Below are 15,084 nucleotides of genomic sequence, written 5' to 3' on the forward strand. Positions count from 1 at the left end.
AATGAGATTAAAAAAATTATTATCAGTAGGGTTAACAGTTTGTGTGGTTTCTTTAGGATTAATAGGATGTACTTCAACAAAAGAAGACAATGTTTTAAAAGTAGGGGCAACGCCAGTTCCACATTCTGAAATACTTGAGATAGTTAAGGATGATTTAGAAAAAGAAGGTATTACACTTGAAGTAGTTGAGTTTACTGACTACATAACACCTAATACTGCTCTAAATGATGGAGAAATAGATGCCAACTTCTTCCAACACGTTCCTTACATGGAGAGTTTTGAAAAAGAAAACAATATAGACTTATCTTCAGCTGGAAGTATACACGTTGAACCTATAGGTCTTTATTCTAATAGTGTTAAATCTGTTGATGCATTAAAAGATAATGCTGTTATAGCTATACCAAATGATCCAACTAACGGTGGAAGAGCTCTTTTATTATTACAAGATAAAGGGCTTATAAAGTTAAAAGCTGATGCAGGCCTTGAAGCTACAGAAAAAGATATCGTTGAAAATAAAAAGAATTTCACATTTAAACCTATGGAAGCAGCCCAACTTCCTAGAGTTTTAGGTGATGTTGATGCAGCAGTTATAAACTCTAACTATGCTATAGAAGCAGGACTTAATCCAACTAAAGACTCATTATTAATAGAAGGAACCGAATCTCCTTACGCTAACATTGTATCTGTTAAAGCCGGAAATGAAAGTGATGAAAAAGTAAAAGCACTAATAAATGCACTTCAATCTGATGAAGTTAAAAAGTTTATAGAAGATAAGTATGAAGGTGGGGTTGTTCCTGCCTTTGCAAAATAAAATTCGCGACCCTCATGTCGCCGACGATCTTAAGAAGATGGGACCATGATCAAGTTTACCAGTTGGAAATTATAACTTATCTACATACCGGATAAATTATAATTTCCTTAAATATAAAAATTTAAATCGAGGGGTATTTTTATGTCAAAACAATATAACAATGGAACAATTTGTGTTCAAGGGGGATATAGTCCAAAAAATGGAGAACCAAGAGTCTTACCATTATACCAAAGTACAACTTACAAGTATGATGATCCAGATTTTTTAGCTAATTTATTTGATTTAAAGGTAGAAGGTCATATTTACTCAAGAATAAGCAATCCTACTGTAGCTGCTTTCGAAGAAAAAGTAAATGATTTAGAAGGTGGTGTTGGGGCATTAGCAACATCTTCAGGGCAGTCAGCATCTATGATTGCAATTTTAAATATATGTAAAAATGGAGATCATATATTATGTTCATCTACAATATATGGAGGTGTATTTAATTTATTTGCTGCTAGATTTAAAGACTTTGGAATAGATGTTACCTTTTTCGATCCAAATTTAAGTGCAGAGGATATAGTTAAATTAGGTAAAGAAAATACAAAGGTAGTATATGGAGAAACAATAGGAAATCCAGGGCTTAATATACTTGATTTTGAAAAGATTTCAAATGTTTCTGAATCTTTAGAAGTACCATTTGTTGTAGATAATACTTTAGCAACTCCTTATCTTTGCAATCCACTAAAACATGGTGCAAATATAGTTGTACATTCAACTACAAAATATATAGATGGTCATGCTAGTTGCGTAGGGGGTATTATAGTAGATGGTGGTAATTTTAACTGGGATAATGGAAAATTTGATGGACTTGTCATCCCTGATCCTACGTACCATGGTCTTGAGTATACAAAAGCTTTCGGAAATGCTGCATATATATTTAAAGCTAGAGTTCAATTAATGAGAGATTATGGAAATACTATGAGCCCTTTTAATGCTTATTTAACTAACTTTGGAGTAGAAACTCTTCACTTAAGAATGGAAAGACATAGCTATAATGCACTTAAATTAGGCGAGTATCTACAAAAGCATGAAAATATTAGTTGGGTAAACTACCCTGGATTAGAAAATAGCGAAAACTATGAACTAGTAAAAAAGTATCTACCTAAGGGCGCTAGTGGAGTTCTTACATTTGGAGTAAAAGGCGGACTTGAAAATGCAAAGATATTTATTAAAAATCTTAAATTAGCTGCACTTGTAACCCATGTTGGTGATTCTAGAACATGTGTACTTCACCCTGCTAGTACTACTCATAGACAGTTAACAAGTGAGCAACAATTAGCTGCAGGAGTTGCCCCTGATTTAATAAGACTTTCTATAGGTATAGAAGATATAGATGATATTATAGCTGACGTAGAGCAAGCTTTAGCATTCTAGAGTATAAGATGCCAGTTATCGTAAGTAAATATTTGCCTGCAGCAAAAATATTAGAATTAGAAAATATACATGTATTATATAAAGAAGATTATAATCTAAATAATAAGGAATCTTTAAAAATATGTATATTAAACTTAATGCCTACTAAGTTAGATACAGAGGCTCAATTACTTAGATTATTGTCAAATAATGTTATAAATATTGATATTACTTTTATATATACCGAAAGTTACGATCCTAAAAATACAACTTTTGATCATATTAAAAACTTTTATAAAACTCTTAACGATATAAAATATCAGAGTTTTGACGGTATGATAATAACAGGTTCTCCTGTTGAAAATATGAATTTTGAAGAAGTATATTATTGGGATGAATTAAAGGAAATAATGGAATATGCTAATTTAAATGTAAATTCTACTTTGTATATATGCTGGGGAGCACAAGCAGGATTATATTATAATTATGGAGTTAATAAATACCCTTTATCAGAAAAAATATTTGGTGTTTTTAAGCATAACATAAATGAAAAAGATAATTTATTAAAAGGCTTTGATGATGTATTTTATGCTCCTCATTCAAGACATACAGAAGTTAGAAAAGAAGACTTAAATAAAATTAACGGTATAAAAGTTCTTTCTTATTCAGAAGATGCAGGAGTCTACTTAGCATCTTCTGTAAATAAAAAACAAGTATTTGTTATGGGACATAGTGAATATGATCCTTGCACATTGAAGAATGAGTACGATAGAGATATTAGTAAAGGAATTAAAATTGATGTTCCTAAAAACTACTTTAGAGACGACAATCCTGACAACGAACCTATTGTAAAATGGAGAAATCATGGAAATCTATTATTTTCAAACTGGATTAACTATTATGTAAAAAAATGACCTCTCTGAGGTCACCTCCTTAACTGACACCTAACGGTTGTCAGTTTTTTTGTATTCAAACTTAGCTCTGCAATTTGGACAAATTAGTTCTGGTACTCCTTTTTCAAAATCATAAGATTTACATTCATAATTATCCTATTAATTAAAAAAAGATGCATTTTAAATGCATCCTCTATAATTAACTTATACTAGCAACAACTTCTTTCTCGCTATAGTATTTCTCTAAATCAAGTTCTTTTTCGGTTTTAGCTACTACTAATGTACATGCACAATCGCCCATTACATTTATAGTAGTTCTACACATATCTAATATTCTATCTATCCCCATGATAAGTCCTATACCTTCTACTGGAAGGCCAACAGAAGTTAATACCATAGATAGAGTTATCATACCAACTCCAGGAACACCTGCAGTACCAACAGAAGCTAATGTTGCTGTTAATATTATAGTCATCATGTCTTGCATTCCTAAGTCTATACCATATACTTGAGATATAAATATAGCAGCTGCTCCTTGCATTATAGCAGTACCATCCATATTTATAGTAGCTCCAAGAGGTAATGTAAATGCACCTATATTTTTGCTTACACCCATTTTTTCCATTTCTTCCATAGTTACAGGTAATGAAGCATTACTTGATGACGTTGAAAATGTAACTGCAGCAATTTTACCAAATTTTTTGTAAAAAGGTGTAGCTTTTAAACCAGTACATAACTTTAATAACCCAGTATAAGTAATTGTTCCTTGAAGTAATAATGCAAATAATACTACAAACATATATTTTCCAAGTGCAAACATTGCATCTATACCAACAGTTGCAAACGTATTAGTAACCAATGCAAATACTCCATATGGAGCAACTAACATTATCATTTCTACCATTTTCATACATATTTCATTAGCTGATTCAAATATCTTTTTAACTGGTTCAGCTTTTTCTCCAATTATACTCATTGCCGAACCCATAATTAATGCAAATATTATTATTTGTAACATATCTGCATTTGCCAAAGATGCAACAGGATTTGATGGTATCATTGCAAGTATAACATCTACTAAAGATTTATTTTCACCTATAGTAGGGCTTTGTGTTATTAAGTTAGACATATCAAGGCCTAACCCTGGATTAACTATTTTCCCAACTATTAATGCTATAGTTATGGCAAGTGCTGTAGTAAGTAGATAGAATGACATAGTTTTTCCACCTATTCTACCAAGCTTACCTATATCCCCCATAGCTGAAGCTCCACATACTAAAGATACAAATACTAGTGGTACAACCATCATCTTTATTGCTGTAGTAAATCCTGTTCCTAGTATTTTTAATATTCCACCTAAAAGTACAGTGTCTTTGATATAGCCTGCAGGCATTCCCTTTATTATAAGACCAAATACTACACCAATTAAAAGACCTATCATTATCTTCGTAGTTAAACCTATTTTCTTTTTCATAAATTCCCTCCTATTCTATTTGTCGAATTTTATCGTAAACATATCTTATATTTATAAAGTATATCACGTTTTATTAATTTTTAGAATATTTTTTTCAATTCATACAAAAGAATCTTTTTTTACAAATTATTCATTTTTTGCATAAATAAATTTTTTTATCCCCATTTACCCCATAAAATAAAAAAAGCCTATCGTATGCAAATGCACAAAATAAGCTTTTTAATATCTTAATAAATTTGTAAGTTTTTCTGGACTTGTTGAATTAACAAAAACTCCAGTTGCAATTTCAAATCCTCCTAGGTTGTATTTCCTAGGTACTATATGAATATGCCAGTTGTAGTAATCTTCACAATTAAGGTATTTTGGATGGCTGTGTAAATATACATTTAAAGGTATAATACCGTATATATCATTTATTTTTTTAAATAACCTTTTAAAAATCAATGATATTTCTTTTATATTCTCATTTGTTATATTCTCAAATTTTTCATTACTTTTATTTATAATAGATACTTCTCCACTATATATAGATGCAAATGGAGCTATAACTATAAAATTTTCACTTTCATGTATTACTCTTTTATCTTCTTTTATTTCAAATTCTATAACTGATTCATGAAGACTTTTATTATTTTTTTCAAAATAATTTCTGCAATTATTCACTTCCTCTAAAACATCCTTAGGTACTATAGGAAGAGATATTATTTGAGAATGAGGATGTGCCATTGATGCTCCTGAATTTCTTAAAAAGTTTTTAAATAAACTTATATATTTTATATTTTCATTATCAATCAAATCATTATATCTGTCTTTATACATAGTAAATAAAAGCTCAAATTCACAAACACTCATATTAAAGAAATTTCCATTATGCCTATATGTATCTACAAGGACTTCATGTACTCCACATCCATCTAAACTTATAAAAAATTCCTCTTTTTTATTACTTTCAGAGTCTTGGGTTAATATAGGAAACTTATTATAAAATGAGCGAACTAACCATTTTTTATCTTCTTCTATTCTAAATGTTTCTTGTGTAGTTTGACTTTCATTACCTATACAAAATGGACAACTTTCTTCATATTCGTCGGTTTCTATTTCATAATTGGCTTTTCCTAATTTCATAGGACGTTTTGATCTATCAATTGCAATTATTACACTTTGTCCTGTAAATAAGTCCGTTCTAAATTCTGACATTTAATCACCTCATTAAGACCTTTTATTCCTTAGTTATTTTAGCTATTATTCCATTATTTATTCTTATAAGTTCTTTTGTAGGTATTTTTACTAATGATCTAGGAGAACCTCCACCCATAAGAATTTCATATTTTTCCATAACCTTTTCATCTATTAAGAATTTAGCTTCATATCCAAGAGAAGGAACTCCACCACATACATACCCTGTTTTTTCCAGTATTTCTTCCTCAGTTGCAGTTCTAGGCCTTGGAATATTTAGTGCATGTCTTACATTTGGCACACTTATTTTATCATTACCACTTAATATAGCTACTATTAAGTCATTGTTTTTATCTATAAAACATATGCTTTTTACTATATCCCCAACTTCTACATTTGCAGCTTTTGCAGCTTCTTCAGCTGAATGACAAGATTCATTAAAAATTAAATGAGTAGCTTGTATGTTGTTATTTTCTATATATTTTATTAAGTTTTCTTCATATGTATTTAAATTCATTTTTATACCTCCTATCTTATATATTTTACTACACTATTATATATTTTGTAAAATCACTTATATTGCAATTTTCCGAATAACATTTATTAAATAACATTATTATGTAAACTAATAATAAAAGCTTTAGACAGGTATCATCTAAAGCTTTTGCTATTTATATTTTTGTATTTGAGCTTCCACCGGGATTACTCATTCTACCTACTCCGTAACCAAGTTTTCTATAAGCTATTTCAGTAGGAACTAACCATACCTTACCTCTACCTTTAAATACGTTTAATAATCCTTCTCCACTAGTAGCAGACCCTATTAGTGATTTTGAAGATGTTTCTACAGTAAATATTACACCTTCAGTTCTAAGTATAGCAAAGTTTCCATCTACCTTTAATGTTTCATTATTAAGTTCAACTTCTAGTATTTCTTCCTTTGGAACAGGAACTTCAAGAACTACAAATCCAGTTCCCGATAATTTCACTTGAAATAATCCTTCATTTCCAAGTACAGCTGAAGATAAGTTTTTTTGCATAAATACGCCTACATCTACAGTGTCTTCACATGCATAAAACACACCATCATCTACTATTACTTCTTCATTTTCTAGCTCTATTATTATATAATGCCCATAACTCGGTTCTAAGTATAGCTCTCCGCTTCCTTTATATGTAGGCCTAAATGTAGTTTCTCCTGTTACACTACTTTTTAGAAATTTCTTACCAAGACCTATTAATCCTCCCATTTTGTTGTCCATTTCTATATCGCCTTTTAACATGTATAAAGCTCCTGCTTCTAGTCTTACAGCAGTATTTTTCATAGTCATTTTTACTTGTCTTAATTTAACATTAGATTTTTTCATAAAATAAAGCATCATCGAATCTGAAGCAGAATTTCCACCAGTTAAATCATCGTACTGTAGTATTTCAATAGATATTCTTTCATTCTCAACCTTATCTATTGTAGTTATTAAGTCTTTATTAAAATTTATATTTGACTTCATTTTTACACCTCTATTTTTTTATTTTTAAACCTATTTTCAGCTAGCCAATCTTTTGCAAAATCTACTCCTGACCTCATATCAAACAATTTACACTTTGCATTTCCTACCATTCCAATACTTATATCGTATTCTTTTTCAAATTCTCTACCTATTATATCAAAGTCATCACAGTCATAATTAAAATCCTCAAACCACTTCCAAACTCTTACACCATCATCCATTATTGATGTTCCCATTCTTTTTTTAGCCATTTGAGCATTTAAAGATTCAGCAAGATGAAAGCTTGTGCAAGAACTATATCCTACCCCAAGTAAAAGCACCTTTGCATTTAATTCATACATTTTGCCTAAAGGTGAATTCATTCCAAATCCAGGTGTTAGTTCATGATTTTCAGTAATTTGCTTTGCAAGTTTACCATTTGCAGAAAATGACACTTGAGGATGATTTGATCTTATAGTGTTTGGAATTGTTCTAAAAAGTTCCGGTATTTTTCCCATACCCTCAGTGGGAGTCACCATTGGATCAAATGCCGGCATATTTTCATAAATATCGTAAATCCAGTCATGAGGCACAGGAGGATTTTCCCATTCTTCAGGATCAGATATTGATGCACTTTGGGTAGGCATTACTAAAGTTCCTTCACTCCCAATTGATTTCAAAAGGGCCATTATTACAGCTTGAGTCCCTCCACAAACCCAGCCAATACTAGATAGAGATGAATGAACTAACACAACATCCCCTTCACATATGCCTAATTTTTTTAGATCATTATAAATAGAATTAACTGTATTAGGATATCTAGTTAGTTCTATTATTCTTATCTCACTCATGTGTACAATAACCTTCCTTTTATATGTTCTTCTTATAACTTCCTATATAAAATTACACAGTTACATTGTTAGTTCCTTTTTCTTCCCACACAGAAATTTCTTTTAATCTATCGACAATAGGAAGATGTTGAGTGCATTCACGTTGACATTTGCCACACTTTATACAGTCCTTTGAAAACTTTTTAGCATTCATTGTATAGTTCCAATACTCAAGTCCATAAACCTCATTTATCATTTCTTCATCGCTTTTTTTAAACATCTGTTTTTCATTGTAAAATAACATATATCCAGGTATATTTATACCTGCTGGACATACTTTACAATACCCGCAGCCAGTACAAATTTCATTCATATTTTTATCTAGTTTATTTTTCAAGTTTTCAATATCATCTTCTGTAAATGGTTTGCTCTCATCAGCAATTTTGCAAGCTTCATCAATTTCTTTATAGTTATTAAATCCAATTAATGAAACAGTTATAGGTTTAGCTGATATATTAAATCTCAATGCTACTTCTGTAGCAGTTTCTCCACTTTCCGATAAAAAAGATAGCTCTTTTTCATGGGCTGGAATAGACCCTCCACTAAGTGGATTCATAGCCACTACTCCATATCCATTTTCATATGCATATTTAACTCCGTTCCATCTATATGGGAAATTCAATAAATTTATTCCCATAGTGACACCTTCAAATTTACTTTCATTAAGTACGTTGATTACTTCATCTCCTGATTGATGAGATGAAAATACAATATGATCAATTAATCCTTCTTCCTTACACTTTAATAGTCCCTCATATTGTCCACCTTTTTTCATAGCTAATTCATAGTGGTCCATTTTTCTAATACACCATACGTGGTAAAAGTGTATTTTAGGAACTCCTAATCTTTCTAAAGATTCTTTTACCCCACTTATAGCTTTTTGCGCAGTGTCAAATACTGTTGGCCTTCCTTTTGTTGAAACATAAAAGTCACTTTTTCCTTCTTTTATCATTTCTCTAAAAGCTACTCCAAATATATCTTCACTTCTACCATTGCAATATCCTGGAGCTGTATCAAAATAGTTAATTCCTTTATCATATGCATATTTAACTAGCTTTGCATTTTCATCATTACTTGTATCTAAATCAAATCTAAGACCACCAAATCCAACTACAGAAACATCTTTATTTGTATTACCGTATTTAACATATTTCATATGATTATCCTCCAAAATAAAAATACTTCATTATAATTATTATACCCCTAAGAACAGGTTAATGTATATCTTATCCAAGACAAAAAGGCACTTACATTTGTAAGTGCCTAGTAAAAATTAAAACTCAATACATAAATTACTAAATGTCCCCATTTCATAAGTTCTATTCATAACTTTAGGAGTTTTATTTTCTTCGCCACTTCCCATAGCATTGAAGAGAGGAACGAAATGCTCAGGTCTTGGAACTGAAAAAAGAGCATGAGGCGCAAGTTCAACATATCTGTTTAATGAATCCAAATCCCTATCCTCTATCTTTTCAATTAGCCAATTATCAAATTCTAGAGCTTCTAGTTTTGGAGTTTTTAATTCTGGAAAAATCTCACGTAAATTATGCACCGTAGTTCCACTACCAATTACTAAAATATCTTCATTTCCAAGTCCCATCAGTGCCTTTCCGATATTAAATTGTTCTTTGATTGATAAGAAAGGATTAACTGATAATTGTACAACAGGAATATTAGCATTAGGATACATATGTTTTAATGCTACCCATGAACCGTGGTCTAATCCTCTTTTTTCCTCTCTTCTTGTTTTTATTCCATGATTTTTAAATCTCTCTTCAAGAATAGAAGCAATCTTTGTTGAGCCTTTTGCTGGATATTTAACCTCATACATCTCTTTTGGAAAACCATAATAATCGTAAACAGTATCTAACACCTCATCAGTATAAGTTATGGAAAGAACTTCACTTTCCCAATGAGCACTAAAAATAACGATTGCTTTCGGAGTAATACTTTTACCTAGATTATTAAGAAATCTTGTATATTCATTTGTTTCAACTGCTAAATAAGGTGTACCGTGGCTAATAAATAATGATGGAACCATTTTTATCCTCCTTTTTATTAAAAATTTATTTTATAAATTGACATAGCTAGTATTTATATTTAATATTAGATTTATACCTTAAATTAGCACAATTAATCACACTATAATAGAAAACAAAAAAGCACTTACAAAATTGTAAGTGCCAATTCATTATACTAAGTTGTCCCTTAATTTCACTATAAAGTCTTGTACATTTGTAACTATAGTAGTTACCTCAAGACTTCCTCTATCTCTTAACTTATTTACCGCAAACTCCGAAACGTCAACAGAATAGAAGTAAACAGGTCTTACTTTTCCATCTACAACTCTATATGAAGGTGTCATATTACCTGTAGCAATAGAATGTAATTGAGTAGCCATACATATTACTGTTGTAGCCTTACTTACATGCTTTCTCATCTCTTCTTGAGTTTCATATACATCTGATATTACTATAGGTAGTGGTCCATCGTCTCTTATAGAACCTCCTAATACTATAGGTACATTGTTTGTTACACAAGCATGAACAATACCACTATCTATGTTTTCATCTTCTATTAATTTTTCTATTGAACCTGCTCTTCTTGCTTTATTTAATAAATCTAGGTGATGATAATGTCCATCTTTTCTAGATTCTTGAGTATATATATCTTGTCCAAGAGCTGTGTTAAATACCGCCCCTTCTAAGTCATGTGTAGCTACTGCATTTCCACCAAATAGTGCATCAACATATCCATTTTTTATTAAGTCAGCCATTGCATCTCTAGAACCCTTAGCAAATATGGCAGCTGGGCCTAATACCCATACTACATATCCATTTTCTTTCTCATGTTTTAATAATTCATATATATTTTCATAATCTTTAGTATATGAAGTTTCTCTTGATCTACCTGATCTAAATGCAAATAAATCTTTATCTTGTAAAGCTTTTGTAAATCCATGAGGATATACATATATTCCTTCACTACCATTTTCTGTTCTACCTACAATAACCTTATCTCCAACTTTTAAATTCCTAAATTCTTTTACATCAACTTTCTCATCACTGTTAACAACTGCAACGCAATCCATTCTACTTTCTTCTGCTAAAACCCACTTGCCATTTATCTTGAAATATTCAGGATATATAGAATTAGCATGGTAGTTATCTGGAGCAACTCCTGCCTTTATAACTTCAATGGTTGTAACATTTGGAGCTGATAGAAATCTTTCTTCATTAAAATTTGGTCCAACGTATTCTCTTAACTTAAAGCCCATTTGTCATCACCCCTATGTAATATATTTTTGATTTTAACTTATCTATTCCGTTTATTTTTTAACATTATATATATTATAACATAATTTGACATTTTTCAAACAAAAAAATTTTTTTATATAAATAATAAAGCTTCTGTTTTCACAGAAGCCACTGTTAACATAAATTATTTTTTGCATTTTTATTTAAATATATTCTATTCCTGTATAGTGAAAACATGGGATTTTTTCACTATACTTTACTGATGCAAGTTTGTTTCTACCTCATTATCATCATAACTTACCCAATCACTATAGCTTCCTGCATATACCTTGTGTTTGATTCCTAATTCATCAAGCGCAAGGCTATTAACTGTAGTAGTTAACCCTGATCCACAGTACAATATTACCTCATCATAGTTATTTAGTTTTTCAAAGTGTTTTTCTAATTCTTCTAGAGTTTTCAACTTATTTTCATCTGTATTTAATGCTTCCATCCAAAAATAATTTAGTGCTCCTGGTATATGACCTGGCTTTTTATCTATTGGCTCAATTTCCCCTTTATATCTTTTTTCTTCCCTTGCATCTACAATAGCTACATTTTCCTTATTAAGTTTTTGTTTTACTTCTTCCATACCTACTAACATACCATCATTTATATTTATATCAAAAATTTTTCTTTCTTTCGAAACTGGTTTATCAGATGATAATTCATATCCAGCTTCATTCCACGCCTTAATTCCTCCATTTAATATGTAGACATTATTGTGTCCCATATATCTTAATAACATCCAAAGTCTAGCTGCACCAGCTAATTCTCCATCGTCGTAGGCCACTACAGTTGTATCATTTCCTATACCTATACTTTCTAATTTTCCTTTAAAATCATCTAAATTTGGAAAAGGATGTCTTCCTCCATGTTCTTTAACTTTTGATGCTAGGTCATTTTCCATATCCATAAAAAATGCACCTGCTATGTGTCCTTTATCATAACTTTCCTTTCCGTATGAATGTTTCATTAAGTCAAATCTACAATCTACAATTGTAATATCTTCATTGCTTGTATTTTCTTTTAACCAATTAACATTTACTAAATTCTTCATTTTTATAACCTCCATTAACAATTTTATGAAAAATTTATTCTTTACTTTATTATTTCATTAATGTGAATATAATAACTCTATAATATATTATTTACCTTATAAAATATTTTTTCAACAAAAAATGACATTTTTTGTCAATTAATATTTTCATTTACTAAATTTTAGTATATTATTATTATAAGGAAAATGTTTTACAACTATGACAACAAGGAGGAATTTAAAATGAATTTTTCAAATAGGGTTTTATCAGTACAGGAATCTCCTATATTTAATTTAGTACCATACGTAAATGAAGCAAAGAAAAAAGGTATGAAAGTTTACCACCTAAACATTGGACAACCAGATATTAAAACTCCAGATGGATTTTTTGATGCAATTAAAAACTTTAAACAAGAAGTTTTAGAATATGCCCCAACTAGTGGAATCCCAGAACTTGTAACTGCTATAATAGATTATTACAAAACTTTTGATATGCATTTTGAACAAGACGAAGTTGCTGTAACAAATGGAGGTAGTGAAGCATTACTATTTGCTATGTTAACTATATGTGATGGTGGAGACAATATATTAATACCTGAACCATTTTATACTAACTACTCAAATTTTGCCCAAGCATTAGACGTTAATTTCAAGCCAGTAACTACTAAGGCTGAGGATGGATTCCATTTACCATCTAAAGAAGAAATAGTTAAACAAATAAATAATAAAACTCGTGCTATACTTTTATCTAACCCAGGAAATCCAACTGGTGTTGTTTATACAAAAGAAGAAGTTCATATGATAGCTGATATAGCTAAAGAACATAACTTATTTATAATAGCTGATGAAGTTTATAGAGAATTTGTATACGGCGGATTAGATTATACAAGTTTTGGTAACATAAAAGAAGTTGAAGATAAAGTTGTAATAGTAGATTCAGTATCTAAGCGTTATAGTGCTTGTGGTGCTAGAATAGGTTCTCTTGCTTCTAAAAACAAAGGATTTATGAAACAAATATCAAAATTATGTGTTGCTAGACTATGTGTTCCTACATTAGAACAAATAGGATGTGTAGAGTTATACAAAACTCCTAATTCATATTTTGAAGAAGTTAATGCTGAATATATGAAAAGAAGAGATGTCTTATATGATGGTTTAATGAAAATTCCAAACATTATATGCGAAAAGCCTACTGGTGCATTTTATATAGTTGCAAAATTGCCAGTTAAAAATGCTGAAAACTTTGCTAAATGGATGTTACAAGAATTTAATTTAGATGGCGAGACTTTAATGGTATCTCCAGCTGAAGGATTCTATATTACTGAAGGATTAGGGAGAAATGAAATCAGACTTGCGTATGTATTAAATACAAAAGATTTATCTAGATGTGCAGAAATACTAAAAACTGGTCTTGAAAAATATTTAGCTGAAATTGATAAATAATAAGGCAGCCTATAGGCTGCCTTATTATTTATCCTTTAAGTTATAATTATTTTCTTTCCCAATTTGTATTTATAAATTTATTTAACATGGATGTTATGGTCATCATACCAGTAGAACTAAATAAAGATGTGACTTTTACATCATGGTTTTCATTTATATTTTCTATATCAAAATCAGGATATACTTGACCGTCTCTTTCCCCCATACCTACATTTATAAGTAATTGACTATCTTTAGTCATATCTTCAGTTACTAAATGAGGTACTCCACAACAACCAACTACTATATCACTCATAAGACACATTTGTTTTAATGTATCTCTTTTAGTATCAGCATGAGCTCTTAAAACCGTAGCCCCTTTTTGCTCTAGGCAATGTGCAATGGGTTTTCCACTTAATCTACCTATTCCTACAACAGTTACAACCTTACCTTTTACATCTATATTTTCATTTTCTATTATTGTTAATACTCCTAAAGCTGTTAAAGGTATATTTTCTATATCTATATTATTTTCAACATATAATTCTGTTTGTTTTTTTGTAGATATACAATCAATATCAAGTTGTGAATATGTATTTATTAAATAATCTGCTACTTGTCTATATTTTTGTTCTATAGGTTCTTGTATTATCATCGATGATATTTCTTTATTTTCTATCATACTTTCTATTTCTTCTAAAACATCCTTAGGATCTTTACTCATATCGCTATAAATATGTGTTTGAATTCCTATTTCGTTGCATACTTTTATATTGTTACCTACATACTTTTGACTAGCAAGCGACTCATTTAAGTGTAGTATAAGGAACTTCTTATCATTTGGAATAAATCTTTCTTTTAAATCATTTCTCATTTTACTTGATAATTCTTTACAGTTAAAAATCACGTATATCCCCCCAATTTTATAGTAAATACCTTTTCATTAAAGTTTTTTGTAATCACACAACATATATATTTACTTCATATATTTTATTATTATATTTTTTTATATATTCCTTAGTATTTGATGTTAATGGAATAACATCAAAATAAATTAATAATTAAACTTTATTATACTTATCATTTTACAACACCTTTTAAGCTTTTTTGTAAGAATTTGTTAATCTGCGTCTGTTTTTTGTAGATGATTTTTATATTTGGTTATGTTATTATGAATATGTGAAATATTATAAATATTTTC

14 protein-coding genes are annotated in these 15,084 nt (G+C 29.9%); 4 read left to right on the forward strand and 10 right to left on the reverse strand.

From position 1 onward, the window contains the following. The first annotated feature begins 1 nt into the window (after position 1). From ACUSRV_RS13870 to ACUSRV_RS13880, 3 genes are all read left to right on the forward strand, one after another. Positions 2-811: a MetQ/NlpA family ABC transporter substrate-binding protein gene (locus ACUSRV_RS13870; RefSeq protein WP_490142559.1), complete on the forward strand. Its 810-nt coding sequence runs from the start codon at positions 2-4 to the stop codon at positions 809-811. A gap of 141 nt (positions 812-952) precedes the next feature. Continuing rightward, positions 953-2,227, forward strand: a complete 1,275-nt coding sequence (locus ACUSRV_RS13875; RefSeq protein ID WP_490142560.1) for a bifunctional O-acetylhomoserine aminocarboxypropyltransferase/cysteine synthase — start codon at positions 953-955, stop codon at positions 2,225-2,227. Positions 2,228-2,235: 8 nt separating this feature from the next. Beyond that, positions 2,236-3,120, forward strand: coding sequence for a homoserine O-succinyltransferase (locus tag ACUSRV_RS13880; RefSeq protein WP_490142561.1), 885 nt, complete (start codon positions 2,236-2,238; stop codon positions 3,118-3,120). A 178-nt stretch (positions 3,121-3,298) separates the two neighbouring features. Here the strand turns inward: ACUSRV_RS13880 and ACUSRV_RS13885 are convergent, their stop codons facing one another. The 9 genes from ACUSRV_RS13885 to ACUSRV_RS13925 all read right to left on the reverse strand — a co-directional run bounded on the left by ACUSRV_RS13885 (position 3,299) and on the right by ACUSRV_RS13925 (position 12,482). Then, on the reverse strand, positions 3,299-4,573 hold the full coding sequence (locus ACUSRV_RS13885; RefSeq protein ID WP_490142562.1) for a dicarboxylate/amino acid:cation symporter: 1,275 nt from the start codon (positions 4,571-4,573) through the stop codon (positions 3,299-3,301). Between the two features lie 219 nt (positions 4,574-4,792). Further along, positions 4,793-5,770, reverse strand: a complete 978-nt coding sequence (locus ACUSRV_RS13890; RefSeq protein ID WP_490142563.1) for a galactose-1-phosphate uridylyltransferase — start codon at positions 5,768-5,770, stop codon at positions 4,793-4,795. A 22-nt stretch (positions 5,771-5,792) separates the two neighbouring features. Continuing rightward, positions 5,793-6,266 carry an aminoacyl-tRNA deacylase gene (locus ACUSRV_RS13895; protein ID WP_490142564.1) on the reverse strand — a complete coding sequence of 158 codons (474 nt, stop codon included), beginning with the start codon at positions 6,264-6,266 and terminating at the stop codon, positions 5,793-5,795. A gap of 154 nt (positions 6,267-6,420) precedes the next feature. Then, a complete protein-coding gene (locus tag ACUSRV_RS13900) occupies positions 6,421-7,257 on the reverse strand; it encodes an AIM24 family protein (RefSeq protein ID WP_490142565.1) in 837 nt (278 codons plus the stop codon). Between the two features lie 2 nt (positions 7,258-7,259). Then, a complete protein-coding gene (locus ACUSRV_RS13905) occupies positions 7,260-8,087 on the reverse strand; it encodes an AAC(3) family N-acetyltransferase (protein ID WP_490142566.1) in 828 nt (275 codons plus the stop codon). A 52-nt stretch (positions 8,088-8,139) separates the two neighbouring features. Further along, positions 8,140-9,282, reverse strand: coding sequence for an aldo/keto reductase (locus ACUSRV_RS13910; protein ID WP_490142567.1), 1,143 nt, complete (start codon positions 9,280-9,282; stop codon positions 8,140-8,142). A gap of 117 nt (positions 9,283-9,399) precedes the next feature. Then, on the reverse strand, positions 9,400-10,167 hold the full coding sequence (locus ACUSRV_RS13915) for a DODA-type extradiol aromatic ring-opening family dioxygenase (RefSeq protein ID WP_490142568.1): 768 nt from the start codon (positions 10,165-10,167) through the stop codon (positions 9,400-9,402). Positions 10,168-10,317: 150 nt separating this feature from the next. Then, complete coding sequence (locus ACUSRV_RS13920) at positions 10,318-11,403, reverse strand: putative NPN-dependent ornithine cyclodeaminase (protein ID WP_490142569.1); 1,086 nt, start codon at positions 11,401-11,403, stop codon at positions 10,318-10,320. 236 nt (positions 11,404-11,639) lie between these two features. Then, positions 11,640-12,482 carry a sulfurtransferase gene (locus ACUSRV_RS13925; protein WP_490142570.1) on the reverse strand — a complete coding sequence of 281 codons (843 nt, stop codon included), beginning with the start codon at positions 12,480-12,482 and terminating at the stop codon, positions 11,640-11,642. A gap of 222 nt (positions 12,483-12,704) precedes the next feature. Between ACUSRV_RS13925 and ACUSRV_RS13930 the strand changes: the two genes are divergently transcribed. Continuing rightward, entirely contained in the window at positions 12,705-13,904 is a 1,200-nt protein-coding gene (locus ACUSRV_RS13930) for a pyridoxal phosphate-dependent aminotransferase (RefSeq protein WP_490142571.1), read from the forward strand. A gap of 46 nt (positions 13,905-13,950) precedes the next feature. On the opposite strand, the gene ACUSRV_RS13935 is transcribed toward ACUSRV_RS13930, so the two are convergent. Beyond that, positions 13,951-14,790, reverse strand: a complete 840-nt coding sequence (locus tag ACUSRV_RS13935; RefSeq protein WP_490142572.1) for a tetrahydrofolate dehydrogenase/cyclohydrolase catalytic domain-containing protein — start codon at positions 14,788-14,790, stop codon at positions 13,951-13,953. Positions 14,791-15,084: the final 294 nt, after the last annotated feature.

It is taken from the genome of Sporacetigenium sp. TC11 (genome assembly GCF_058146105.1).